The 25,679-nt window shown below is 28.8% G+C and carries 20 protein-coding genes and 1 pseudogene; 2 read left to right on the top strand and 19 right to left on the bottom strand.

Translation table 11 applies throughout. The features are described 5' to 3' along the window. Positions 1–7 precede the first annotated feature (7 nt). The gene (gene panF / locus QIA46_RS04110; protein ID WP_317268531.1) at positions 8–1,342 is read right to left on the bottom strand and encodes a sodium/pantothenate symporter; all 1,335 of its coding nucleotides are present in this window, start codon (positions 1,340–1,342) and stop codon (positions 8–10) included. A 56-nt stretch (positions 1,343–1,398) separates the two neighbouring features. On the opposite strand from panF, the gene QIA46_RS04105 reads away from it, so the two are divergent. Then, on the top strand, positions 1,399–1,530 hold the full coding sequence (locus QIA46_RS04105) for a hypothetical protein (RefSeq protein ID WP_014024020.1): 132 nt from the start codon (positions 1,399–1,401) through the stop codon (positions 1,528–1,530). Here the strand turns inward: QIA46_RS04105 and QIA46_RS04100 are convergent. Next, positions 1,485–1,598, bottom strand: a pseudogene (locus QIA46_RS04100) (hypothetical protein); the annotation flags it as partial. The gene QIA46_RS04105 and the pseudogene QIA46_RS04100 overlap by 46 nt on opposite strands. 43 nt (positions 1,599–1,641) lie before the next feature. On the opposite strand from QIA46_RS04100, the gene coaBC reads away from it, so the two are divergent. After that, positions 1,642–2,814 (top strand): bifunctional phosphopantothenoylcysteine decarboxylase/phosphopantothenate--cysteine ligase CoaBC, encoded by a 1,173-nt coding sequence (coaBC, locus tag QIA46_RS04095; protein ID WP_317268530.1) that lies wholly within the window; start codon positions 1,642–1,644, stop codon positions 2,812–2,814. Between the two features lie 28 nt (positions 2,815–2,842). Here the strand turns inward: coaBC and QIA46_RS04090 are convergent, their stop codons facing one another. The 17 genes from QIA46_RS04090 to bamA form a co-directional block, all read right to left on the bottom strand. After that, the gene (locus tag QIA46_RS04090) at positions 2,843–4,252 is read right to left on the bottom strand and encodes a HEAT repeat domain-containing protein (protein WP_317268529.1); all 1,410 of its coding nucleotides are present in this window, start codon (positions 4,250–4,252) and stop codon (positions 2,843–2,845) included. Continuing rightward, positions 4,249–5,769, bottom strand: coding sequence for a murein biosynthesis integral membrane protein MurJ (murJ, locus tag QIA46_RS04085; protein WP_317268528.1), 1,521 nt, complete (start codon positions 5,767–5,769; stop codon positions 4,249–4,251). Before murJ ends, QIA46_RS04090 begins: the two co-directional genes overlap by 4 nt. After that, the gene (gene tgt, locus QIA46_RS04080) at positions 5,762–6,889 is read right to left on the bottom strand and encodes a tRNA guanosine(34) transglycosylase Tgt (protein ID WP_317268527.1); all 1,128 of its coding nucleotides are present in this window, start codon (positions 6,887–6,889) and stop codon (positions 5,762–5,764) included. Before tgt ends, murJ begins: the two co-directional genes overlap by 8 nt. A 29-nt stretch (positions 6,890–6,918) precedes the next feature. After that, entirely contained in the window at positions 6,919–7,986 is a 1,068-nt protein-coding gene (locus tag QIA46_RS04075; protein WP_317268526.1) for an LptF/LptG family permease, read from the bottom strand. Continuing rightward, entirely contained in the window at positions 7,983–9,272 is a 1,290-nt protein-coding gene (locus tag QIA46_RS04070; protein ID WP_317268525.1) for an LptF/LptG family permease, read from the bottom strand. Before QIA46_RS04070 ends, QIA46_RS04075 begins: the two co-directional genes overlap by 4 nt. After that, on the bottom strand, positions 9,247–10,758 hold the full coding sequence (locus QIA46_RS04065; RefSeq protein ID WP_317268524.1) for a ligand-binding sensor domain-containing protein: 1,512 nt from the start codon (positions 10,756–10,758) through the stop codon (positions 9,247–9,249). The genes QIA46_RS04070 and QIA46_RS04065 overlap by 26 nt, the downstream gene beginning before the upstream one ends. Positions 10,759–10,764: 6 nt before the next feature. Continuing rightward, complete coding sequence (gene pnp / locus QIA46_RS04060) at positions 10,765–12,936, bottom strand: polyribonucleotide nucleotidyltransferase (protein ID WP_317268523.1); 2,172 nt, start codon at positions 12,934–12,936, stop codon at positions 10,765–10,767. A 14-nt stretch (positions 12,937–12,950) separates the two neighbouring features. Beyond that, the gene (gene rpsO, locus QIA46_RS04055) at positions 12,951–13,217 is read right to left on the bottom strand and encodes a 30S ribosomal protein S15 (protein ID WP_014024011.1); all 267 of its coding nucleotides are present in this window, start codon (positions 13,215–13,217) and stop codon (positions 12,951–12,953) included. Positions 13,218–13,387: 170 nt separating this feature from the next. Further along, a complete protein-coding gene (truB, locus tag QIA46_RS04050; protein WP_317268522.1) occupies positions 13,388–14,236 on the bottom strand; it encodes a tRNA pseudouridine(55) synthase TruB in 849 nt (282 codons plus the stop codon). Positions 14,237–14,238: 2 nt separating this feature from the next. Further along, positions 14,239–14,601, bottom strand: a complete 363-nt coding sequence (gene rbfA, locus QIA46_RS04045; RefSeq protein ID WP_317260497.1) for a 30S ribosome-binding factor RbfA — start codon at positions 14,599–14,601, stop codon at positions 14,239–14,241. 23 nt (positions 14,602–14,624) lie between these two features. After that, positions 14,625–17,273 (bottom strand): translation initiation factor IF-2, encoded by a 2,649-nt coding sequence (gene infB, locus QIA46_RS04040; protein WP_317268521.1) that lies wholly within the window; start codon positions 17,271–17,273, stop codon positions 14,625–14,627. A 2-nt stretch (positions 17,274–17,275) separates the two neighbouring features. Continuing rightward, complete coding sequence (nusA, locus tag QIA46_RS04035) at positions 17,276–18,724, bottom strand: transcription termination factor NusA (RefSeq protein WP_317268520.1); 1,449 nt, start codon at positions 18,722–18,724, stop codon at positions 17,276–17,278. A 13-nt stretch (positions 18,725–18,737) separates the two neighbouring features. Further along, the gene (gene rimP, locus QIA46_RS04030; RefSeq protein WP_317268519.1) at positions 18,738–19,175 is read right to left on the bottom strand and encodes a ribosome maturation factor RimP; all 438 of its coding nucleotides are present in this window, start codon (positions 19,173–19,175) and stop codon (positions 18,738–18,740) included. Positions 19,176–19,276: 101 nt separating this feature from the next. Continuing rightward, the gene (locus tag QIA46_RS04025) at positions 19,277–19,894 is read right to left on the bottom strand and encodes a ComF family protein (protein WP_317268518.1); all 618 of its coding nucleotides are present in this window, start codon (positions 19,892–19,894) and stop codon (positions 19,277–19,279) included. A 1-nt stretch (position 19,895) separates the two neighbouring features. After that, positions 19,896–22,487: a DNA mismatch repair protein MutS gene (gene mutS, locus QIA46_RS04020; RefSeq protein ID WP_317268517.1), complete on the bottom strand. Its 2,592-nt coding sequence runs from the start codon at positions 22,485–22,487 to the stop codon at positions 19,896–19,898. Positions 22,488–22,650: 163 nt separating this feature from the next. Next, positions 22,651–23,184: an OmpH family outer membrane protein gene (locus QIA46_RS04015; RefSeq protein WP_317268572.1), complete on the bottom strand. Its 534-nt coding sequence runs from the start codon at positions 23,182–23,184 to the stop codon at positions 22,651–22,653. A gap of 19 nt (positions 23,185–23,203) precedes the next feature. Next, entirely contained in the window at positions 23,204–25,669 is a 2,466-nt protein-coding gene (gene bamA / locus QIA46_RS04010) for an outer membrane protein assembly factor BamA (protein ID WP_317268516.1), read from the bottom strand. Positions 25,670–25,679 lie beyond the last annotated feature (10 nt).

The raw sequence follows: 25,679 nt of genomic DNA, 5'->3' as shown, positions 1-25,679 counted from the left end.
AATATCCCTAACAAACCTTACTATTTTTTTTATAAAAAAAATTAACTATTAAAAATGTAAATATAGAAACAAAAAATGATGGAAAAACGGGGTGAAAAAACCAAATATTTAAACCAAAGAGTAAAATGCACAAATAAAATATTAAACCTAAAAACATAGAAGCAAAAGCCGCCATTTTACTTACAAAATTTAAATAAAGTCCAAAAACAATAATGGGAAAAAATGAAACTTCCAAAGCCCCAAAAGCAAAAATATTAACAAAGAATAAAAAATTGGGTGGAAAGAGAGAAAATATAAGTATTGTTACAATAAAAAAAATATTAGAAATCATTATTACCCTGCTAACCTTTGCATCTTCTTTTAAATCTTTTTTATAAATAAATATTGACTTTATTAAAACAGATGTCATTAAGAGCAAATTTGAATCTACCGTAGACATTATTGCAGATAAAAGACCCATAAAAAACATAAAACAATAAAAAGGACTTAAAACCTTTAAAGCTACATTTAAAACAACTTTATCATTTGGATTTAAATCCGGAAAAAGAATAACAGCAAAAAACCCTATTAAATGCATCAAAACAATTAAAAAGCTAATAATAAAAGTAGAAATAGGAAGAGAAAATTTTATAGCATTCTCATCTTTAAATGCTATAAAATTATTAATAATTTGAGGCTGCCCTAATATTCCTATTCCTATTAAGATCCAAAAAGAAATTATATATTGTGGTTTTAGGTCAACATTTGAAGGAAGCAAAAGGCTTTTATCTAAGCTGAATGTTGCTGTTTTAAATAAATTATTAATACCCCCTCCCAAATCTAACATCCTAGAAAACAAAATAACAGATGAAACTAGCATTAAAAATCCTTGAATCAAATCCGTATAAGCTACTGCCTTAAAGCCACCAAAAAATACATAAATAAAAACTAATAAGGAAAAAAACAAAAGACCAACCACATAATCAATCCCCCAAAAAACTTCTATAAGCTTAGCACCACCTATTAATTGGGCAGAAATCAAAAACATTGAAAAAAAAATCAATACACATCCACTAATTAACGCTAAAAAATCACTTTCATATCTATGCCTAATATAATCAATAATATTAATTGCATTAATTTTTTTTGATTCACGATTTAATCTCTGACCAACAATAACAAAAACAATTAAAATTGTGGGAATTTGTATGGTAGCTAATAATATAAAAGATAGCCCATACTGATAAACAGCAGAAGGACCAGAAATAAAACTACTAGCACTAATATAGCTAGAAGCAAATAACAAAGCCATAACAATAAAATTAATATTTCGATTTGCAAGAAAATATTTATTTAATAACAAAAACCTACCTCTATTTCTTTTTTTTTAAAATCTAAAAATAAAAAAAATTATCGACAATGTATCAAGTTTTACTAATTGCTAAAATAAAAAAACAAACCAAAAAAAAATTTATTATGGGAAATAAAATTCCTGACCCAAAAAACCACAAAGGAATATTAAATATAGTAGCTGATGTGTCAATAAAATAGGCAAAACAAAACCACAATAAAAACATACAAACATACAATAATACAGCGTACAAAATCCTATTTTTCATTTAAAACAACCTTAAAAAACGTATATTATATAATATATATTATATGAATAAAAATAAACATATATTAATTGGTATATGTGGGGGCATAGCCTCTTACAAGTCAGTATACATAGTTTCTAGTTTAGTTAAATTAGGATACAAAGTTAAAGTTATAATGACACAAAATGCAACTAAATTTATTACTCCACTAACTTTAGAAACCATTTCTAAGAATAAAATTATTACTAATTTATGGGGTTTAGATCACAATGAGGTTGAGCATATAAAAATTGCAAAATGGGCACATCTAATTCTTATTATTCCTGCGACTTACAACACAATATCTAAAATTGCATCAGGAATTGCTGATGATGCATTAACTACAATAATATCTGCAAGCACAGCTCCTACTTATTTCGCAATAGCAATGAATGGTGCAATGTATTCAAACCCTATTTTAAAAGAAAATATAAAAAAGCTTAAAGCCTATCATTATAAATTCATTGAGCCTGATAAAGGATTTCTAGCTTGTTCATCAAATGCTTTAGGGCGGCTTAAAAATGAAGACAAAATTATAAAAACAATATTGAATGAATTTAATCAAAAAGATTACCTAAAAAATAAAAAAATACTTATAACAGCATCCAGAACCGAAGAATTAATAGACCCAATTCGCTATTTTTCAAATACATCAACGGGAAAAATGGGGTTTTGCTTAGCACAAGAAGCTGTTAAACTAGGGGCTCAAGTTACAATTATTACAGGACCAACCAATGAAACTGAGCCAGAAGGGGTCAATATTATAAAAATAAAATCTGCAATGGAAATGTACAAAGAAGTTCTCAAGATATATAATAAATTTGAAATAATAATTGGAGCTGCAGCTGTTGCCGATTTTAAACCCAAACACATTTTAAGCAGTAAAATTAAAAAAAATAAAACCAATAGGTTATATATAAAATTAGTAAAAAATCCTGACATAATTAAACACGTGGGACACAATAAGCTTAAAAACCAAATTGTTATTGGATTTTGTGCTGAGGATTCTAAAAATTTAATTCAAAAAGCTAACGAAAAATTAAAAAATAAAAATTTAGACTTTATCATTGCAAATGAACTTAAATATTTTGGTTCAAACTTAAACAAAGTTTATATAATAAATAAACAAAGCACAAAAGAACTGCCAGAAATGAAAAAATCAGAAGTGGCTAAAGAAATTTTAAAAATTTTGTACTAATACTAATATGCTAGCGGATTATTAATAATTAATAATCTTTTAAAAGCACTTTAATATATTGAGAGTTTGTTTCACTTTTAATTTTCTTAAGTTTATCAGAAAGCGATGAAGATTTGTTATAAACAGCCCCTTTTAATGCAAAATGCTTTAAATCAACATTTTTACTGTCAATGATTTTAGAATAAAAATTATCAAAATTTCCCTTTTTACCGGCCAGCATTGAAGCAATGCCTTTTAAAACATTTGAAGGCTTGTTAACATTTTCTTTGTTAACAATTTCTAAAGCAATTGACAATGCTTTTAGAGAATCCTTATCTAAAAGGTAACTAAACATTGAAATTTTAAAATTATTGTCAATCTTAAAATCAAACATAATGTTTTTCATATCAATATCCCCAAGATCCATATCAATTAAAGCCTTAGCAGAAGCCTCCCTAACTTTAAGAGATGGGTCGCTTTTAAGCTTATAAATCAAAATATTCTTTGCTGAAGAGTCTTTATGTCCTTTGATTGCATTAATAGCTTTAAATCTAATATTATCATCAGAATCTCTTAAAAATCCTTGTAAAATCTCTTTGGACTTTAAAGAAGGATCTTTAGACAAAGAAACAATAATAGCCAATTTAACGTTTAAATTATTGTTATTACTCTGAAGATACAAATCAGCATTTGTAGTTACTTTATCCACAGCAAGATATGACAACGCCTCGATTGCAGCAGCCTTAATTGATGGAGTCTCGTAATTATCTAACGAAATTTCATAAATTCTATCCTGATACTCAACAGCGACCATTTTTCCAAGAGCAATAAGTATTTCTCTTCTAGCGCCATCATTTCCAGAATATTTTTCAAAAACTTCCATCATATTTTTAGAATACTCAAGAGAATTAAGCTCTCCCAAATAATAAGCTGCAATAGATACCACATTACCCTCTTTATTTTCAAGAATGTCAATAAGAGTTTTTTTTAATTTCTCTTTATCATCAAACTCCTTAAGATACGAAATTGCCAAGCCAAATAAAGCATTTGAATATCTCTTACTCTCATAATTTTCAAGAATATAATTTGCTGTATCAATGCCCCCTGAATACTTAAGAGAAATAAACAATTCAAGTATTTCCTTTTTAATATCAGCATTAAAAGTTTTCTCGAGTCTTTTCTTAAGAGATAAATTATATTGACTATCACTTGATTTTTTAAGAGCTTTTATAATGTTTGTAACTTGACTATCAAGCCCATAAAGAATTGTATCATTAATATACTTACCATCTAAACCAATATTAGAGAAATTCTCGCCCTTAGAAGAATTTTCTCTCTCAACAAGCTTATTTTCTGTAATTTCGGGCAACAAAGGGGGACTAGGAAGAGCTGGGGGGTTAACATTTTGAGCATACACATTCAAAATAAGTAAAAAAAATAAAAAATAAAAGTATTTCATAAAGTATCTCTCCTGATAAACCTAAAAAGCTTATTTATTCCTAAAACAGAATAACAAATAAACAAAATAAAAATACTAACAATTCCGGCTGTAATTAAAAAATAAAAATTTCTAAAACTAAATCCCACATCCCACTGAAACTTTTCAAAAAAGAAATAAACTAAATATAAAGGGAAAAGCGTAATAATTGACTTTAAAAGAACAAATAAAATCTCAATTAAATCAATTTTGACTCCTCTTTTTAAGATTATAAAATAAAAAACAATTACACAAATCATAAAAGAAATAGATTGAGCTAATGCTAAAGCATTCAAACCATAATAATTAATACCAAAAACAGAAAGTGCAATATCAAGAATAGAAAATAAAACACTCAAATAGAATGGGGTCTTTGCATCACGAACAGAAAAATAATATTTTTGAAAAAAACTAAATATTGAATAAAAAAGTAAGCCTAAAAGAAAACATTTCAAAACACTCGCCGTTTTTTGAGTATCATAAATAGAAAACTTGCCCCCCATAAGAAATAAATTTAAAATATGGTCAGACCAAATAAACATTAAAAAAGAGACTGGAATAAAAATTAATAATAAAATTTTAATTCCATCCACCAAAAGAGCATTTAATTTTATATTATTCCCCGAAACAGCATACTCTGCCATTTTGGGAAAAATTACTGTTGCAATAGAAATATAAAAAATTCCCACAGGAAGCTGATAGTAAACTACAGCATTGCTAAGAATAGAAACACTTCCTATATCAAGAGTAGACGCCAATGCAAATGAGATCTGCTGAGTAACAATTGAAATGGAAAATCCAAAAATCATACGAAACCATCTGGTTAAAAAATTTAAAAATACTTTTTCTCTAAAATAAAATGATGGCTTCCAGGCAAAACCAATCATAAGGCAATTTACAAACGGGATCAAAAATTGTAAAAACCCCCCAAAAATTACGCCAATAACAGCACTATATATCCCAAACCGACTATAAAATAAGAATATACTCAATATTATTCCCAAAGAAAGCATAATAGGCGAAAATGAAGGAATGAAAAAAATTTTATATGAATTTAGAACAGATACGAAAATTGATGATAGACTTATTAGCAAGATATATAATACCAAATACCTAAATACAGAACTTGCAAAAATTAAGTTCTCACCCCTATAATAAGATATAAAATACATAATATGCTTTGCAAAAATAATCATAACTAAAACAATAAGCCCAATGGAAATAACGTTAAAGGTTATAACTGTTCTAAAAAAAATAGCGGCTTTTTCGTGCGATTTGTTTTTTTCATGTGTAAATTCAGGCAAAAAAGCTGAAGTCATTGCTCCCTCTGAAAGAATTTTGCGCAAATTATTAGGGATATTGAAAACATAGTTAAAAATATCAGCATCAAGATTTGCACCAAAATAATAAGAGAAAATTTTTATCTTTACAAAACCCATTATTCTTGAAAAAAAAGTGGAAATCATGATCAAAATTGTAGAAACCACATATTTATTCATCAAAATTTCTCTCTTCATATTTTTTTAAATATTCAGTTCTAAAGTTTAAAAAATTATCATTTAGAATTGCGGTTCTGATCTTTGCAATCAACCGAAACATATAGTGAATATTATGCTCACTTGCCAAAACTATTCCAAAAAGTTCTTTAGATTTTATCAAATGTCTTAAATATCCTCTTGAATATCTTGTACATAAAGTACAACCACAATCCTTCTCTACCCGGGAAGTATCATCCTTATACTCCTTTCTACCAATGCGCATCACCCCATTATCTGTTAAAAGAGACCCATGCCTAGCAATTCTTGCAGGATTAACACAATCAAAAATATCAATGCCGTAATATATTGCATCAAATATATAGTGGGGAGTGCCAATACCCATTACATACCTTGGTTTTTCTTTTGGTATCAACAAAGAACTATATTCAAGAATTTCTAAATATTTCTCTCTTGGCTCTCCAACAGAAATGCCTCCGATGGCAATACCTGGACTGTCTAATTCTAATATATCATTAATGCTTCTTTTCCTTAAATCTTTAAAAAAATTTCCCTGAGTTATTAAAAATAAAAGCCCGTTATATCCCTCTTTTCTATTTTTATAAGACTTGAATGTGCTGCGGGCCCAATTGGTTGTAATATTTGCATATAAATTGGCTTCATTATAATCAATCCCGTAAGAACTGCAAATGTCAAGCGGCATAATAATATCACTGCCAAAAATCTCTTGCATAGCAAATACTCCCTCAGGAGTAAAATAATGATAAGATCCATCTAGATGAGATTTGAAATGTACACCCTTTAGATCAATTTTTCTCAAACCAGAAAGAGAAAATACCTGAAATCCACCCGAATCAGTTAAAAAATTTTTATTCCAAGTTGTAAAATTATGAAGACCGCCATATTTTTCAATGGTTTTAATCCCTGGCCTTAAATATAAATGATAAGTATTTGCAAGCATCAAATTGCATTCTAACTTCTCAAGAATAGTATGTTTTAATCCTTTCATTGCCCCCAAAGTACCAACCGGCATAAAACAAGGAGTATCTACTCTGCCATGAGGAAGATTGAGAAATCCAACCCTTGCATTAGAATGTTTGTCGTTCTTGATTACACTAAACATATAAATATCCCAAATAATTATTATATATATTATTTTCTAACAATCCTATAAACAAAAAAATTGATAATCAAAAAAAATATAGTTGTAAAAGAACTTGCTATATATATATGTAAATAACCAAGATCCGCTAAAAAATTAAAAATTACAATAGAAATAACATAAACAACAGCAAAAGCAATGCTATTTAATAAACTGAGTATAAAAATATTTTTTTTAAGAGCAAGGGCAATAAACCCAACAGTAAAGCTAAGAAGAATTAATCTAAATGAAAAGAATACCCTATTTAACAAATCAAACAATGCATCAGAATAATTTAAACGTTCGACTTTGAGAAAACTTATCCAATTAATAAGTTTAGTAAAATTTAATGCCTTTGATGAAAGCATCACGGTTCTTATGTAATCGGGCGCCAGTTTAATAATCCCTGTCCCATCAAGAACATCGTAGGCATTCTCCTTGATTTTTCTACCAACCTTAACAAACTCTCTAATACCATAAAGCCTCCATTTATTATCTTTCCATTCAGCTTTATTTATATCGTACCTTGTTTGAAACTCATCTTGACTGTCTTTAATTATAATCATCAAGTTAGCAAAAGTATTCTCGTCAATATCATAAGATTTAATATTATAAATTTCTCTAGCAAGATCTCTTATTATTATAGTTTTATCGCCAGATCCACTATTACCAATGCTATTCTTAATAAGAATATCTCTTCTTGCTACAGTATCTATTACCAAATAATTATCAAAAAAGAAAAGAACAACTGAAATAAATATACTAATTAAAATGATTGGTCTTAATATCCTAGCAAGTGAAACTCCACAACTAAAAAGACCTATTATTTCATTTCTCATAGAAAGATTGCCAATAAGATTAGAAATAGCAAAAAGAAAAGATAAAGCCACTCCATCTGAGAACGCCTTTGGCAAATATAAATAATAAATATAAAGAATATCCTTAAAGCCAATATTCTTTTCAAGATAATTAAGAAGATTGACAAATAAATCACCAAGAATAATCAAAATCATGAAAAGTAAGTTCATGGATAAAAAAGTAAGAATGATGCTTTTTACAAAAAGCTTATCTATTTTCATTTTTTTAACAATCTCAAAAAGAGAATTGCTCCTGCAACAACTAAAATTAAATTGGGCAAAATAGTAACAACAAGGGGATTTGGCGCATATTGCACAGTATAAACTTTTCCACCAATAAACATTACCCAATAAAAAACACAAACAAGAATTGAAATTACAAGATCAAGAATAATAGAATACTTTCTATTAGAATACATTCCCATTGAAAAAGCCAAAAAAATGAAAAATAAAACCGAAAGCGGTAAACTAATTTTTTGAAAAAATTCAAGATTAAAAAGAGCCAAATTTTGCTTCATGCTTTTATCTTGATAAGGTTTAAAATTTAAATTTAAGTTATACATATAGTTTAAATTTTCAAAAACATAAGATTCATCAACATAATAATTTTGATTGTATAAATAATTTAAATAAAGATTTGAAAAATTTAAACTCAAAAAATCTCCTTCTAGATTATTTTTTATATTTGAATCTGTAATTAAATTATTTTGTTTTTTAATTAATTTTATAACATCCCTCATGCTCATTTGAGAAGGAGTTACATAATTTAATAAAAAACTATCACTAAATGTAACCTGATCGATTGAATATTTCATCTTATCTGCATAAAAATAATCATAAAATCCACTCTCGCTGTCTGTTAAAGCAATAGATAAAACATCATTTAAAATAAAATACACTTGAAAATTTTCTTTTTTAATATCAAGATTTTTTGCCATAAATATTCTATCAAAACCCTTAAGTCCGGTGTTATCAAAAAAAGTTACATTTTTATAACCATTTTCCGATTTCTCACCAGAAACAAAAATCAAATCTCCATACTGTTTGCTTGAATAGGGCTTTAATACCAAATGGGGAACTTCTTCTTTTATTTCATTAAAAATTTTTAACCTACCAATAGATCCAAGTGGAAGCAAAATATCATTAGATATAAAAGATATAAAAGCAATAACTATTCCCAATTTAAAAAATGGGACAAGTAAATCAAAAATTGATATGCCAATTGAACGAAAAGCTAAAATTTCATTGTGAAGCTTGAATTTATGAATAGTAAGAATTACTGAAATCAAAGAAGCAAAAGGGGGAGAAAGTGCAATCACCATAGGAAGAGAATATATAATAAAAATAAAAGCCTTAAAAAAGGGAACATAATTTTGAAGAAGTATTCTCATAAAGAATAAAATTTGATTTATAAAAAATACAAAAAAGAAAAATAAAAACGTAATTAAAAAATATTTAAAAAATTCAGTAATTATGTAAGACTCATAACTGTTTTTTAATATTTTCATCTACAAAAACCAAACCGTTATTAAGAGTACCCAATATGACATAATTTTCAAATCTAGAAACTTTTATTAAATTCAAATTAAGAAGTCCATTATTGGGTCCAAAATAATCCCAATTGTCATTTTCAGAATCATAAATCAATAACCCATGATCAAAGGTTGCAAACAATAACTTTTTGCCTTTAATCTCCATATCCATAAAATAATTAACATCGATATTATTAGCAATAACGTGCTTTTTATAGCTATTTTTATTTAAATTTAATTCAAAAAGACCCCCGCCATATGTTCCAACAAAATAACTATCTTTATACTCTTTTATAAAATTAATATTTTTTTCATTATCATTCTTAGTAAAAAAATCCAAATGTTTGATATTTTTCAAATTATCAACATTAATACTATAAATAGCCTTATCAACTGTTCCAACCAATAGTAAATTTTTCAAACTATCAAAGCAAAGTGAAGAAATTTTATTAGATCCAAGCGGTATATTTTTCCAATTTTTTAAATCATAAAACCATAATCCAGAATTTAAAGTTCCAACAAATATTCCATTTTTAACACCAAGTAAAACTTGTACATTGCTAAAATCAGCATTGGTGGGAACATTTATTTGCTTTAAATCTCCATCAACATCATCTATATAATAAACAACATTTTTACCACCAATATAAATTGTTCCATTATAATCTGCAAAACCCCTAATGCCATTTAAAAAAATGCTTTTTTTATCCTTAAGATAGACCCTACAATCATTTTTTTTAATATTATATCTTAAAAGCCCCCCCAATATATTAGTTACAAATATATTATCATTAAAGACAAATGTATCAAAAACGCTATTGTCAAGAAATCCCAAAGACTCTAAGTTTAAATGACTTACTCCAAGTTTATTACTTAAAAAAGTATAAATTTCTTTATCATAACCCGATATAGAAAATTGATTAATTTCTTTAAATGCAGAAATTGCATCTGATTTTTCTTTAGCAAGATATTTTAATTCAGCTGATCTTAAACTAGCATGAGAATATTTATAGTCTTTTAAAAATATGTCAAAATTATATTCAGAAAGATCATAAAAACCATTCTCATAATTCACATATCCAAAAAACAAATTTGCCTTGGCTAGCAATTCTCTGTCGTGTTGATTCTCATTAGTTACTATTTTATTTAAATAATAGTTTGTCAAGCCAATATTTTTTTTAGCATAACTTTCTCTGGCTTTTTTAAAATAAAAATTGTTTTCTTTTAAAAAAGCATCGCTAAGGAAAAAAGATTCATTATCTTTTAATCCTATCAAATAGTCTCTTTTAAATTCACTCTCAAGAACAACATTATTATCAATAATGACTGCTTCTTTTTTTTTCTCTAAAATATCAACAACATGGGAGTCTTGAATAGATCTATTTGTAGTAGTAAGGCAAGAAAAAAACAAGACAAAACAAAAAAAATAACCTTTAAATAAATTATTCAAAACAAATTTCATATTATTTTAATAATCTTTATCTCTAACAATTTCAAGATCAATTTTTCCAAATTTGTCTATATCAATTATTCTAACTTTAATTCGCTGACCTTCTTCTAATTTTGGAGGTCGAACTAACCCTACATTACCCCTTATATTATCTGGGCCGCCACCAAATCTAGAATATCTATTATTACTATTTCCAAATCTTCCAGAACCATACTTACTGTCTCTAGGTTTCAAACGAGTACTTAAAAATCCTTCCTTTGAAGGGGTAAGTTCAACAAAAGCCCCAAAACTATTAATCTTTTTAACAGTTCCTTCATAAATTTCGCCTACCTTTGGCTCTCTTACAATACTCTCTATTCTTTCTTTAGCCTTTTGCATCTTAAAATCATCATCTCCGAAAAGAATGATTTTTCCATTCTGCTCAATTTGAACCTTAACTTCAAATTCATCTGTTATAGCCTTAACGGTTTTTCCAGTAGATCCTATAACAAGAGATATCTTGTCAATGTCAATTTGAAGTTGAACAATTTTGGGAGCATACTTAGATATACCAACTCTTGAATTAGAAATTACATTATTCATAATAGATAATATATGTATTCTACCTACTCTTGCCTGCTCAAGAGCATCTCTCATCAAATCTTTAGTAACATTTTCAATCTTAATATCCATTTGAAATCCAGTAATTCCATTTTTAGTACCAGCTACTTTAAAGTCCATATCGCCTAAATGATCTTCTTCTCCAAGAATATCACTTAAAACCACATATTTATCACCTTCGCTAATAAGCCCCATAGCTATTCCTGCAACTTGCCCTTTAACAGGAACCCCCGCTGACATCAAAGACATGCTCCCAGCACAAACAGTAGCCATTGAAGAAGACCCGTTAGACTCTAAAATCTCAGAAACTACCCTAATAGTATAAGGAAAATCATTTTTCCCAGGAACCATTGATTCTAAAGCTCTTTGAGCCAAATGACCATGGCCAATCTCGCGCCTGCCAGTCATAAGTCTACCAGTCTCACCAACTGAAAATGGTGGAAAATTATAATGGAGCATAAAATTAAGGCGCTTATCGCCATCAATGTCATCCATTATTTGTTCATCAATGCTTGTACCAAGAGTAGTTACTGCTAAAGCTTGCGTCTCTCCTCTTGTAAAAAGTGCAGATCCATGAGTTCTGCTTAAAATATCAACTTCTGAAATAATATCTCTTATCTCATTAGGCGTTCTGCCGTCTGTTCTAATATTATCATTAAGAATAGAATTTCTAACAATCTCCTTCTCAAAATCATCAAAAGCTTTATTAAAAAGAGACTCATTACTATCGGTCAATTTTTCAAGAGAAGAAAAATGTTCATAAGATTTATTTCGCAGTAAAGTTATAGCTTTATCTCTATTAAGCTTTCCCTTGACAAAACAAGCTTCTTTAAGCTCTGCATAAACAAAATCCCTAAGCTCCTCTTTAAATTCAAATATTTTTTCTTCAAAAGCTAAAGGAAGTTTTTCCTTTTCCCCTACAATATCTAAAAATTCTTTTTGAGCATTGCAAATTTGCTTAATATATTCATGCGCATTGTCTATTGCTGAAAGCAAAATATCCTCACTAACCTCATTAGCACCACCTTCTACCATAGTAATTCCATTTAAACTTCCAGCAACAACAATATCAAGATCAGAATCATGAATCTCTTCAAACGAAGGATTTACTATAAACTTACCATTCAAATAAACCATTCTAACAGCTGCAATTGGACCGTTAAAAGGAATATCTGACAAAAAAACTGCGGTAAAAGCAGCATTCATTCCAACAATATCCGGAGGATTGAGCTGATCTGTAGCTAAAGTCGTAGGAATTACTTGAATTTCTCGACCAAATCTTTTATCAAAAAGAGGTCTCATTGGCCTATCTATTAGCCTGGAAACAAGTATTTCTTTATCCTTTGGCTTTCCCTCTCTTTTAATAAATCCTCCTGGAATTTTACCAGCTGCATAATATTTCTCATTATATTCAACAGAAAGTGGGACAAAATCCAAATCCTCTCTTACACCGCTTGAACAACAAACAGTTGCAAGAACCGAAGATCCCCCATAAGTTGCAAGAACCGACCCATTAGCCTGCTTAGCCATAAATCCAGTCTCAAACACTAACTCGTCTCTGCCTATTTTCAACTTTAATATTTTCCTCAAAATTCAACCTCTTTTTATTTTCTAAGACCAAGTTTAGATATCAACATCCTATAGGCTTCCAAATCTTTTTTCTGGTAATACCGCAATAAACTTCGCCTTTGCCCTACCAACTTTAACAAGCCTCTTTTTGAACTGTGATCTTTTTTATTTGTCTTTAAATGTTCAGTTAAATACTTTATTCTACCTGTAATAAGTGCGATCTGAACCCCAACAGAACCAGTATCGCTTTCATTTTTTCCAAATTCAGAAACTATTTTTTGCTTTTGCTTTTTATCTATCATAAAGCAACTCCTATACCATTATAGCGAAGCTCTAACAAACCTATTGCTATAATTTAAACTTACTATGATAGATTATAATATTTTTTCCTAAAAATAACAAAAGCAATTTATCCTTTTCGAGTCATTTTTAATAACAAATTATTAAATTGTTTAAAAAAACAAATATAAAATTAAAACATAATAACATATTTATATTTATTCAAACCAACTCCTTGAATTACTGCTAATATTTTTTCTTCTCTGGATTTTAAAATCTTAAATTCATTAATATTGATTTTAATTTCAACATAAACACCATTTTTAACAAGATTTATCTTATCAGAATCAATGTAAACTTTTTCAAAACTTTTTAAAGATTCTAGACTAATTAAGGAGGCTTTGCTCAAATTTTCACACAATGTGGAATCTTTTAACCTAAACATACCTACTTTGATTCTTTTTAAATTGCTAACATAAGCGCAAGAATTTAGAGAATAAGCCAAATCTCTTGCAATACTCCTAATATAAGTACCTTTTGAACAGCTAATTTTTAAACTAAGCACAGAAGAACTAAAATCATAATTTAATCTTTGAATATTATAAACAGTAACTCTTCGTTTTTTAATTTCAAAAAACTTTCCATTCAAAGCAAGTTTATAGGCCCTGTTACCATTAATATGAATAGAAGAAAATCTGGGGGGACTTTGATAAATCTCTCCTACAAAATCTTTAAGCTTCAAATCTATATCCTCTAAATTAGGAATATAATCTGTTTTGCTAACTATTCTTCCATTTGGATCAAGAGTATCTGTTTCTAATCCAAATCTAAATTCTGCTAAATACTCTTTATCCAAAGAAGTAAAATAACTTGAAAGCTTTGTATATTTTCCTACAAGACCAATCAAAATTCCACTTGCAAATTTATCAAGTGTACCAGCATGCCCAACACGATTTGTATTAAAATATTTTTTTACAGGAAAAAGAGTTTCAAAAGAAGTTTTACCTTGTTCTTTATTAATTAAAAGGAATCCATTTTCCAAATTTAATTCTCTCTTGTGGTATTTAATCCTTCAATTAACTTATTAACATAAAATGATTTAGAAAGAGAATCATCCTTAACAAATAATAATTTAGGGGTACTTCTGACTTTAATTCGCTTAACAATTTGTCCTTGAATAAATCCCTTAGCATTATTTAAAGCTTTAACTGCATTGTCTAAAGAAGCGCCTTCCTTAATAGAGCCCACAAACACTTTAGCATTTATTAAATCTTTTGAAAATTCTACTTTAATCACGGTTAAAAATGAATGAATTCTGGGATCTTTAATCCCCCCACCTACTATTAAATTGCCAATTTCTTGAGCAATAAAACTTTCAAGTTTAAACTTTTTTATATTCTTATACATAAACACATATAAATAAAACAATACTAAGCTTTAAAAGATTTTTTCACCTTTTTTATCTCAAATGCTTCAATTATATCTCCTTCTTTAATATTAGCATAATTATCAATCATAACACCACACTCATATTGCTCAGCAACTTCTTTAACATCATCTTTAAATCGCTTTAAAGATGATATCTTTCCAGAATGAATCTGTAAACCATCTCTCATCACATTAGTAATCGCATCTCGCTTTATTAGTCCTCTAGAAACATAACAACCAGCTATTACCCCAATTTTAGGAACATTTATTACAGCTCTCACTTCAGCAAAACCAATAAACTGTTGCTCAACATCTGGGTCAAGCATTCCCTCAAGAACTGACTTAACATCATTTATAGCATCATAAATAACATTGTACTTTCTAATTTCAACTTTTTCCTGATCTGCTAGTACTTGAGCTTTTGCAGTAGGCCTTACATGAAATCCAATAACAATAGCATCACTTGCTGAAGCAAAACTAATGTCTGTTTCGGTTATTACCCCTGCTGATGAATGTACAACTCTTACTCGAACCTCATCGTTTGTCAATTTTTCAAGAGAATTTTTTAAGGCTTCGACTGAACCTTGAACATCTGCTTTTAAAATTATTTTAAGCTCTTTAAGCGTTCCTTCTTTGATTGAATCATAAAGATTTGACATGGTAACTTTCTTTACATTTTTGGAAGATTCATATTTTTTAAGATCTTGTCTTTTGGAGCTGATCAATTTTGCTTCTTTTTCAGTTTTAGTTACTTGAAAAGGATCCCCAGCTTGAGGCATTGAAGAAAATCCTAAAACACTAATAGCTTTAGCAGGTCCAACACTCTTAACAGAAACACCCTTGTCGTTAATTAATGCTTTAACTTTACCGTAGCACGCTCCACCCACAAAAGAATCTCCCACATAAAGAGTTCCATCCTCAATAATAACAGAACAAACTATTCCGCGACCCAAATCAATCTTGGCATCAAGTACTTTTCCAATAGCTCTTTTGGATGGGTTTGCCTTTAATAACATCATATCTGATTGTAAAAGAATCATATCAAGAAGTTCAGGAATTCCTATTTTTTTAAGAGCAGAAATCAACACAAAAATAGTATCTCCCCCCCAATCCTCAGATACTAAGCCGTATTCTGAAAGCTGGTGTTTAATCTTGTCGGGATTTGAATCTGGCAAATCAATCTTATTTATAGCAACAATAATTGGAACATTTGCCTCTTTTGCATGATTAATAGCCTCAATGGTTTGAGGCATAACACCATCAATTGCTGACACAACAAGAACAACAATATCTGTAACTTGAGCCCCACGACTTCGCATCATAGTAAAAGCTTCATGACCGGGAGTATCTAAAAATGTTATTTCCCGATCATTATAAACAATAGTATAAGCTCCAATATGTTGAGTAATACCACCGGACTCCGTTTGATTTATATCTATATTTTGAAGCACAGAAAGCAGTTTGGTCTTGCCATGATCAACATGACCCATTATTGTAATAACAGGGGGCTTTTCAATTCTTTTGCTTTGATCTTCTACCTCTTCTTCTATAACCGTTTCATCATAAATAGAAACAACATTAACTTTTGAGCCATATTCTTCAACTAAAATAGTTGCTGTATCAGAATCTATTTTTTCATTAATAGTTGCCATTACGCCCAAAGCCATTAATTTAGCAATCAAATCAGAAGATTTTAAATTCATCTTTCTTGCAAGATCAGAAACAGTAATACTGCCCATAATGTCAATTGATTTTGGAATAGGATTGGCTAAATTTTCTCTTTTCTTTTTTTGAAGTTGTTCAAAAACTTTTTGTTCAATTGTCTTGCTCTCAGTCTCTGCTTTTTTTCTCTTATAGCTTTTTTGACTTTCTTGTTGCTGTTTTTTTTTCTCGCCAAGCTTACGATTTAATTCTTTACTATTTTCAGAATCTGATGAAGGTGTGCTGCTAACAATAATAGGAACTTTGGTTTTTATAACTCTTCTAAAAGACACAGAAGTAGTATATTTATTTTGAAAATTATTTTTGGCAACAGATGTTTTCTTTGCCGAACCTTGAGATTGAGATGCTAAACTATCTCTGTTTTGAGAATATCCACCAGTCCTGTTGTCTCTGTTTTGCGAATATCCTCCAGTCCTGTTGTCTCTGTTTTGCGAATATCCTCCAGTTCTGTTGTCTCTGTTTTGCGAATATCCTCCAGTTCTGTTGTCTCTGTTTTGCAAATATCCTCCAGTTCTGTTGTCTCTATTTTGAGAATATCCTCCAGTTCTGTTGTCTCTGTTTTGCAAATATCCTCCAGTTCTGTTGTCTCTGTTTTGCGAATATCCTCCAGTTCTGTTGTCTCTGTTTTGCGAATATCCTCCAGTTCTGTTGTCTCTGTTTTGCGAATATCCTCCAGTTCTGTTGTCTCTGTTTTGCGAATATCCTCCAGTTCTGTTGTCTCTGTTTTGCGAATATCCTCCAGTTCTATTGTCTCTATTTTGCGAATATTCAGCTTTGCTGTTGTGCTTATGAAAATCAACAGAGTTATTTGAATTACTTTTACCACTTAAATCATTATGCGTTACAATTTTTACTACCTTCTTTTTTAACTTAACAATCTTGATTTTTTTGCCATCTTCATTTTTAATATCATCAATACTTTTCGACAAATTTACTCCTCCTCAAACTCAAAACTAAGCCCTATTTTACAACCCGGACAGGAGGTCATATTTTCATTAATAACAACACCGCATTCAGGGCAAAGAAGCTCTTCATCTTCTTCTATCTTTTCTATAGACTCATCATTGTCATTAGCAATTATTATCATTCCTTCTTTTAATATTTTGTTAATTTCTTCTTGTTTTTCATAACTTACGCCAAGATTAAAAAGCACTCCCTCATCTGCTTGTAAAAAATTGTTAATATCATCAAGCCCCTCTTTTGATAAATTAGAAATCACAGAAGAATCTAGTAATTTAAGATCACTTATTTTGCTGATCTCTTCAAATTGTTCCTCTTCAACAACATCCTGCATAACTTTATCAAACATTTCGAGCGTTTCTTGCTTAAATTCTGAATTAGCTTTCATTTCTGCAAATTGACTGCTAGTTTTAACATCAATAGCCCAGTCAAGAAGCCTATTAGCAAGCCTAACATTTTGACCCATTTTGCCTATAGCAAGAGAAAGCTGATCATCGCTAACAACCACTAAGGCTTTATGTAAATCTTCGTCAAGAATATAAACATGCTCAATTTTTGAAGGAGTCAAAGAATCTTTTATAAATTCTTTAATATCTTTACTATAAGGTATAATATCGATTTTTTCTCCTTCAAGCTCCTTAATTATAGATTGAATTCTGACTCCTTTTTGTCCTATACAAGGACCAACAGGATCAATCTCTTCTTTTTCAGAATAAACAGCAACTTTGATTCTGTAACCCGGATCGCGAACTATTTTATGAATTTTAATAATACCTTCTTCAATTTCTGGAATTTCAAGCGCTAAAAGCTCTTCAATAAACTTTGGATGGGTTCTAGAAAGAATAACTTCAATGCCATTTTTACCCTTTTTGACATTATAAACTAAAACTCTAATCTTATCATTAATATTGTAAACTTCTCTTGGCGACTGATACTTCTTAGGAATTATACCGTCAGTATTGCCAAGATTAACATAAAGATCACCATTTCTATTTTGTTGAACGTATCCAATAACAACTTTATTTAACTTGCTTTTAAATTCTGATAAAATTTCATTATCCTCAATTCCTTGCAAGTCATTTTTGGTTCTTTGTTTTGCAACCTGAATAGAAAGTCTATCAAAAACTTTAGGATTAATTTCAATGTAAGCATAACCACCTTCTACAATATTTTCCTTTGAGACATCTTTTTCCAATATTTCAAGTAAAGAATCTTTTACCTCTTTTACAATTTTCTTTTTTGCATAAACAGCCAAATCTCCCGTATCATCATCAAACTTAATAAAAGCATTCTCATTGCTCCCAAAATACTTCTTATAAGCTATTAATACTGATTCTTTAATTGTTTTTCTAATAGAATCTATACTCATGCTGCGATCGTTTGCAATATTTACAATCATGTGCCCCGTGCCCTTTATCATCCAAACTTCCTCCTTAAACTAATCTGGCCTTCTTAACATCACTATAAAAAACATTTATTTCTTTGCTATCTGTTTTAAAAATAAAACTTTTTGGCTTTGACTCTAATATAAAGCCCTCTTCAAATTCATTATCTAGCATTAACTTAATCTTTTTGCCTTCAAAAATTTTAAACTCTCTGTCACTTTTTATTTTTCTATCTATTCCTGGAGTAGAAAGCTCTAAAGTAAAACTATATTTAAGATTTGCTTCTAAAATTAATAAAATTATCTTATGCAAATCAGTCAGCAAATCAATATCTAAGGAAAAATTTTTACTATAAAGAACTATTTGAATTTTTCCATTATTTTTATTTCTAAAGATATTAATTTCTAATATCTCAACATTTAACCGCTTTGTTAAATCTTTTATCAAATTAAAAACTTCATTATTTTTGTCAAAACATTTAATCAACTGTATCCCTAAAAATAATAAGGTTCTTATAAAAGAACCTTATTAAATACATAAACTAAACCTTAAGTCAAGATTAGCACTTAGCAAGAATAATGTCAACATTAAACCAAATTATAAGATTTGGCCAACGAAAGCCTTATAACTTTATAAGCTCCCAACTGCATAATAAGGTCTTCACAAATACACATAGATGATCCCGTGGTAACAACGTCATCAAGCAAAACAATCTTTTTAAATTGAAAATTTTTATATTTTGATCTTAATTTAATTTTATTTTCAAGATTTCTAAATCTAAGATTCCCTTTCATTAACTTCTGACTTTTTCCATACTTTCTTGAAAAAACATTTATATAATTAAATCCAAAACGGTTTAACAAAATACCAATGTATTCCATATGATCAAAACCATAAAATAATTTTCTTTTAAAACTACAAGGAACAGTTACTATTTGATCAAAATCAATATTATTTAAACATTCAGCAATTCCACTTGCTAAAAATCCACCAATTGACTTTTGAGCATCTCTCTTGTAAGACAAAATTAAAAGTCTGTAATGCTCTTTATATTCAAAAAAATACATCAGATTTTCACTAAATTTAATTTCAAAATTAAAAAGTGACTTACATTGGTCACAAAGAGCATTAGAAGATACATACCTTTTCCCACAAAAAACACAAAAAGGCAAAAATATACTCTTTAGAACATTTAAATAGCTCATACTAGATGGATTGAGAAACAACCTTTAAAATAATTTGATTTAACAGCTCAATTGATTGAAAAGGGGTAATATTATTAATATCTATGTTAGAAATAAAATTTTTTAACTCCAAATACTCATTTAATTTAATATGAACATTAGTGTCATTTTTCAAATCTTTTCCTCCATCATTACTATCAGAAGAAACAATGGGAAGAAGCTCCAAAAAAGAATTGCCCTTTCTGTCAAGTAAACTTTCTAAAATAACATTAGCCCTATCGATTACCCTTAAAGGAAGCCCTGCTATGCGAGCAACATAAATCCCATAAGAATTAAGAGACGGTTTTTCTTCAACTTCTCTTAAGAAAACAAGATCGCTGCCTTGCTTTTCAATTTTCATTGAAAGATTAATAAAAGCTTTATGCTTAATAGACGACAATTCATGAAAATGTGTAGCAAACAAACTTCTAGCTTTAATATACTCTAAAATATGCTCTATAATAGAATAAGCAATAGCAAGCCCATCATTCGTACTAGTACCTCTTCCAACCTCATCCATAATTATCAAGCTCTTTTCTGTTGCATTTCTTAAAATATTAGCTGTTTCATTCATTTCAACCAAAAAAGTGGATTCTCCTTTGGCAATGTTGTCACTTGCTCCAATTCTGCAAAAAATTTTATCTGTAATGCCTATTACAGCTTTAGCAGCTGGAACAAAAGAACCTATATGAGCCATTAAAGTAATTAAAGCCACCTGGCGCAAATAAGTTGATTTACCCGCCATATTGGGTCCAGTAATTAAACAAAAATACCTTTCTTTATCAATCCTTACAAAATTTTCAGTAAAAATTTCGGTGTTTTTAACATAATGCTCAACAACAGGATGTCTAGACTTGTCAAGAAAAATTTCCTTATCAGGCGTCAATACAGGCCTTTTATACTCATTTTTTTTTGCCAAATAACCAAAGTTAACAACTAAATCAATATATGCAAAAAATTCTGCAACCTTTTTAAGAACTTTATTATGCTTAACAACATTTGATGCTATTTCATCAAAAATTTCCTGCTCAAAAGCAACTACATTGTCTTCAGCGTTATTAATATCCACTTCAAGAGAAATAAGTTTTTCTGTTTTATATCTTTTTGAGGAATTTAAAGTTTGACTTTCCATAAAATGCGGTGGCACTTGAGCATAATTACTCTTTGTAACTTCAAAAAATAATCCCCTATTATTAGTTTTTCTAATCTTTAGGTTATTGATCTTGCTAAGCAATCTCTCTGATTCAAGATATTTATCAATATATTTATTTGCATTAATTTTTAAATCTTTTAAACTATCAAGTTTTAAATCATAACCTCTTTTAATAAGCTCATCGGGCAAGTTTGAAATTGCACTATGTATTAAAAAACAAACTTTAGAAATACTATCTTCTTCAAACTTATTAAAATTCCAATAATCAAAATTATACTTATTGAATAACTTTTTTACCCTAAAAAATACAGAAAGGGCTTTTTCAATAAATAAAAAATCTTTTTTAAGATATCTTTTCATTTGAATCCTAGATATTATTCTCTCAATATCCCATATATCAATAAAAGTTTCTCTTAAAGTCATAGTTAAGCCAATATTTTTGCAAAAAAATTCAACATGATCTAGTCTGGTATTAATCTCAGAAATATTTAAAATTGGATTTAAAATAAATTCTCGCAAAAGTCTCTTTCCCATTGCAGTTTTGCAATCATTTAACACAGAATATAATGAATATTGAGAAGAAAAATCATTATTATTTTTCACAAGTTCAAGATTAACCTGAGTTACATCATCAAGAAACATGTACGAAGAATCATTATTAATATCTATTTTATCAATATTGCTTAATAAATTTTTTAAATTATTTTTTATATGATTTATAATGAGAAAAATTGAAATGTAATAGGGCTTTTCTTCATCAAATCCAAGAGAGCTCAATCCAAGTATGTTAAAATGCTCCTTTATTGTTTTTATTGCAATATCTTTATCAAGATGCCAAGCAGGAACCTTATTAATTAAAAACCGATTAAGATTAAGCTTATCTGAGTATTCATAATAAAAATTTTCAGAAACTATTATCTCTTTAGGAGAGTATTTCTCAAGATCCCTTTTAAGTTTTTCAAAAAAACTATTCTCGTAAAACATTATTCCAAGACTAGAAGTAGATAAATCTATATAAGAAAACGAATAATAATTTTTATAATCACTAATAGCAACTAAATAATTATTAACATCATCATTTAAAAAATCTTCATCAATAATAACACCCGGGGTTATTACCTCAACAACTTCTCTTTCTAAAGGCCCTCCAGAAGTAGAATTAGACGCTTGCTCACAAATTGCAACCTTTTTATCAAATAAAATTAATTTTCTTATATATTCCTTACTAGTATGATAAGGCACACCACACATTGGAACATTTTCTCTTTTTGTCAATGTTAAATTAAGAAGCTTACTTGCCTCAATTGCATCATCAAAAAACATTTCATAAAAACTTCCTACTCTGAAAAAAAGAATGGCATCCTTATATTTTTTTTTGATATCTAAATACTGCCTCATCATTGGGGTAACATTTTTTTCCATATGCTTCCTAAATAAATTGAGTTACAATTGATATTATAAAATAAATATAATTCAATTAAAAAGAAAGAATATAAAATGATAAAAAAACTCTAAAAGCAATGTTTTATGCAACTAAACGTTATATAGATTAAAAAAGAAAGTAATGCCCTGAAAAGAAAAGTCTTTAAGGATTTTTATTGTCCTTTTCCAAAAGATGCTTAACAACATCATTTGTTATATCAACAGTGCTATTGTGGTAAAGGATATATGGATTATTTTTTTTCATAATCAAAGAAAACCCATTAATCTCTGCAACATATTGAATACCACGAAGTATTTTGCTTAAAGATTCACTATTATTGTTTAAACTATTAATATTGGCCAATCTCTGCTGCTCTAAGTTATTCTTTGCTAAACTAGACAGTCTCTTTAGCTCATCAACTTTCAAATTATATTGGTTCCCAAAAGATCTTGCATTATCTAAATCATTATCAGCAATCGATTTATCATACATTTGTTTTAAATTCTTAAGCTCTAAATTTAACGTATTGATTTGTTCTTGATACCGATTTTTTATTTGATCAAGATTAGCTTTTAATTGGGGATTTAAAACCTCAATCACGATTCTATCAAAATCAACAATTCCTATTTTAATAACATCTATCGAAAAAACATTAAAAGATAATAAAAAAAACAATGATAAAATCAAAAAAAACACAAATTTCTTCATAGTATAATTAATATCTCATTTCAATTCCTAAGAAAAATTTAAATCCAGAATAATATTTGTAATAACTGTTAGCTTTATCATTGTCAAAATAAAAAGGATAAGCTATTACAAAAGACAGCGGCAATTGAGGCAAAAGACTTCTAATCCCAGTTCCCCAGCTAAAAGCAAAACTACTAAAAGGTCTAAACAAAGAATTTTCTTGCCCTTCTAATGAATAGGAAGCAAAATCTATAAAAAAAGCATCCCAAACTAAAATATTTTTTAACAAAGGAATAGATATTTGCACGGTATTCACAAAAGAACTATAAATATTTTTCAAAATCCCCCAACCTCTAGCCTGCATAAAATTTTCACTAAGAATTATGTGGTGATGGGGCTGAATTTCAATTTCAAAACCATTGCCAAGAGGAGGCAATATATTTGAATAGACACTCCTTAAGGTCAAAATAATATCAAAATAAGGGGTAAATACATCCTCATATCCTAAAAGAGAAAAATATCTCTCAAAGGTTGTAGAAGATTTAACAAAATGGCTCTGACCAAATAAAAATCCACCAAAAAAATCAAACTGCTGCTTAAGTAAAAATCCATTATTAGATAAAGAGGTAGAATTTCTTGTATCCCAAGCTGCGCTTAAACTGAGAGAATTTTCAAATTTAAAAGTTTTATAATTATCTCTTAAATAATAATTTGAAGGCCTATTAACCTCATTGTCATAAAAAACATATTTTAAAGCGGTTTGCAAAGTGCCAAGAAGGGTTTGCTTGCCAAGATAATTAGAAAAAGTATACCCTGTAAACGTTCCAAAACTAAGCTTAAGTAAAGAATAATTCATGGCATTAAAATCAGAAAAGCTTTTAGCATCTCGATATTCTTCCCAGCTTGTAAATGGGTCGGGAACTTCCCTTTTGCCAGAAAAAATAGGCCCATTAATATCCTGATAAGCAGTATTAACAGAATGTGAAAAATCTATAAATCCACCCACAGTCCATCTTTTCTGTAAAAACCAATTATCTCTAAATGTCAAACTAAGGCTTTGCTCTAAAAAAGACAAATTTAGTCTTGCGGCAAAATAATAGCCTTCGCCTAAAAAATTAGAAAGCTCCCATTGCCCAAATACTGAAAACGGAAACGAAGAATTTGCATTGCCTCCAAAATTCATACCAAATCCAAAATTACTTGTTGCTCGCTCCTCAATGTTTAAATTTATTTTCATAAGCCCTTCTGTATTGCTCGGAACAATATCTGGAATTACATTTGAAAAATAACCAAGCTGCTGTAAATTTGCCATACCCATCTTAAACTTGTCCAAACTAAAAACATCTCCCTCTTGAAGAGGAATCTCTCTAAATATTACATGCGAAGCTGTATTTTTATTTTTAGAAACAGTAATAGACTCAATATGAGCCTTATCCTTTTCTGAAATTTTAATTAATAAATCAACAAATTCCCCTCTTATCTTTTGTGAAGGAATAATTTCTGTAAAAATATACCCTTCCTTAAAATAACTCTCTTTAATTTTGGTAAAATCTTGCTCAAATTTAGAATCATTAAAAATATCACCTTCGCTAAAGGTGATAAAACTTTTTAATTCTTCTAGACTAAAAACTGAATTACCAGAAATTTCAAGTTTTCCAAATTTAAAAACATTGCCTTCTGAAAGAAAATATTTCAAAAAAACTTCCTTTTCCAATCTTTTAGAATCTTTAAGAGAATCTTTAACATCAACAGTATTATTGATAATCTTAACATCAATATATCCATTATTTTTATAAAAAGACTCTAATTGACGCTTGTCCTTATCAACATTACTTTTTAAATATTTACCATCTGAAAAAAGAGATACTACTCTTGATGCTAAAGATTTTCTCAAAATACTGCTTTTAAAGCTTAAATTTCCTTCAAAGTCAATCCCTTTAACAACATATTTAGGTCCAGCTAATATATTAAAAATAATATCAACTAAATTTCCTTCTTCTTTGATTTCAAAATTTGCAGAAACATCAAGATAACCCATGTTTTTATACATCTCTTCAAGTTTGTCAATGCCTTTATTAACACTTGCAAGATTTAAAGGCTCATTGGTCTTAATATTTACCTTCTCAATAAGTTCACTATTCCAAAAAACTCTACTGCTATCAAAAAAAACAACAGAATTAACTAAAGATTTTTCTTTTACAATAAACGTGATAAAAAGGTCCTCGCCGTCTATTTTAAACAGAGGCTTAATAAGCCCAGAAAAATAATCAAGGGAATAAAGATCAACTTGCAATTTATCAAAAATTTCATTAGAATATGCCATGCCAATGTAAGGTTTTAAAATATCAATAAAATCTCTCTCCCCCTTATTCTTAAGTCCTTCAAAATTAATACCCTTTATTATTTTCCCTTTATAATTTTCAACTTGACCAAAACTAAAAACAACAAAAAATATTAAAAAACTTACAAAAAACAAACCTCTAATTGAACCCATCTTAACCTCT

Source organism: Borreliella carolinensis, assembly GCF_032595855.2.
In the GTDB taxonomy this organism is placed as follows: Bacteria; Spirochaetota; Spirochaetia; order Borreliales; family Borreliaceae; genus Borreliella; species Borreliella carolinensis.
This window is presented reverse-complemented; position numbering and strand designations above follow the sequence as displayed.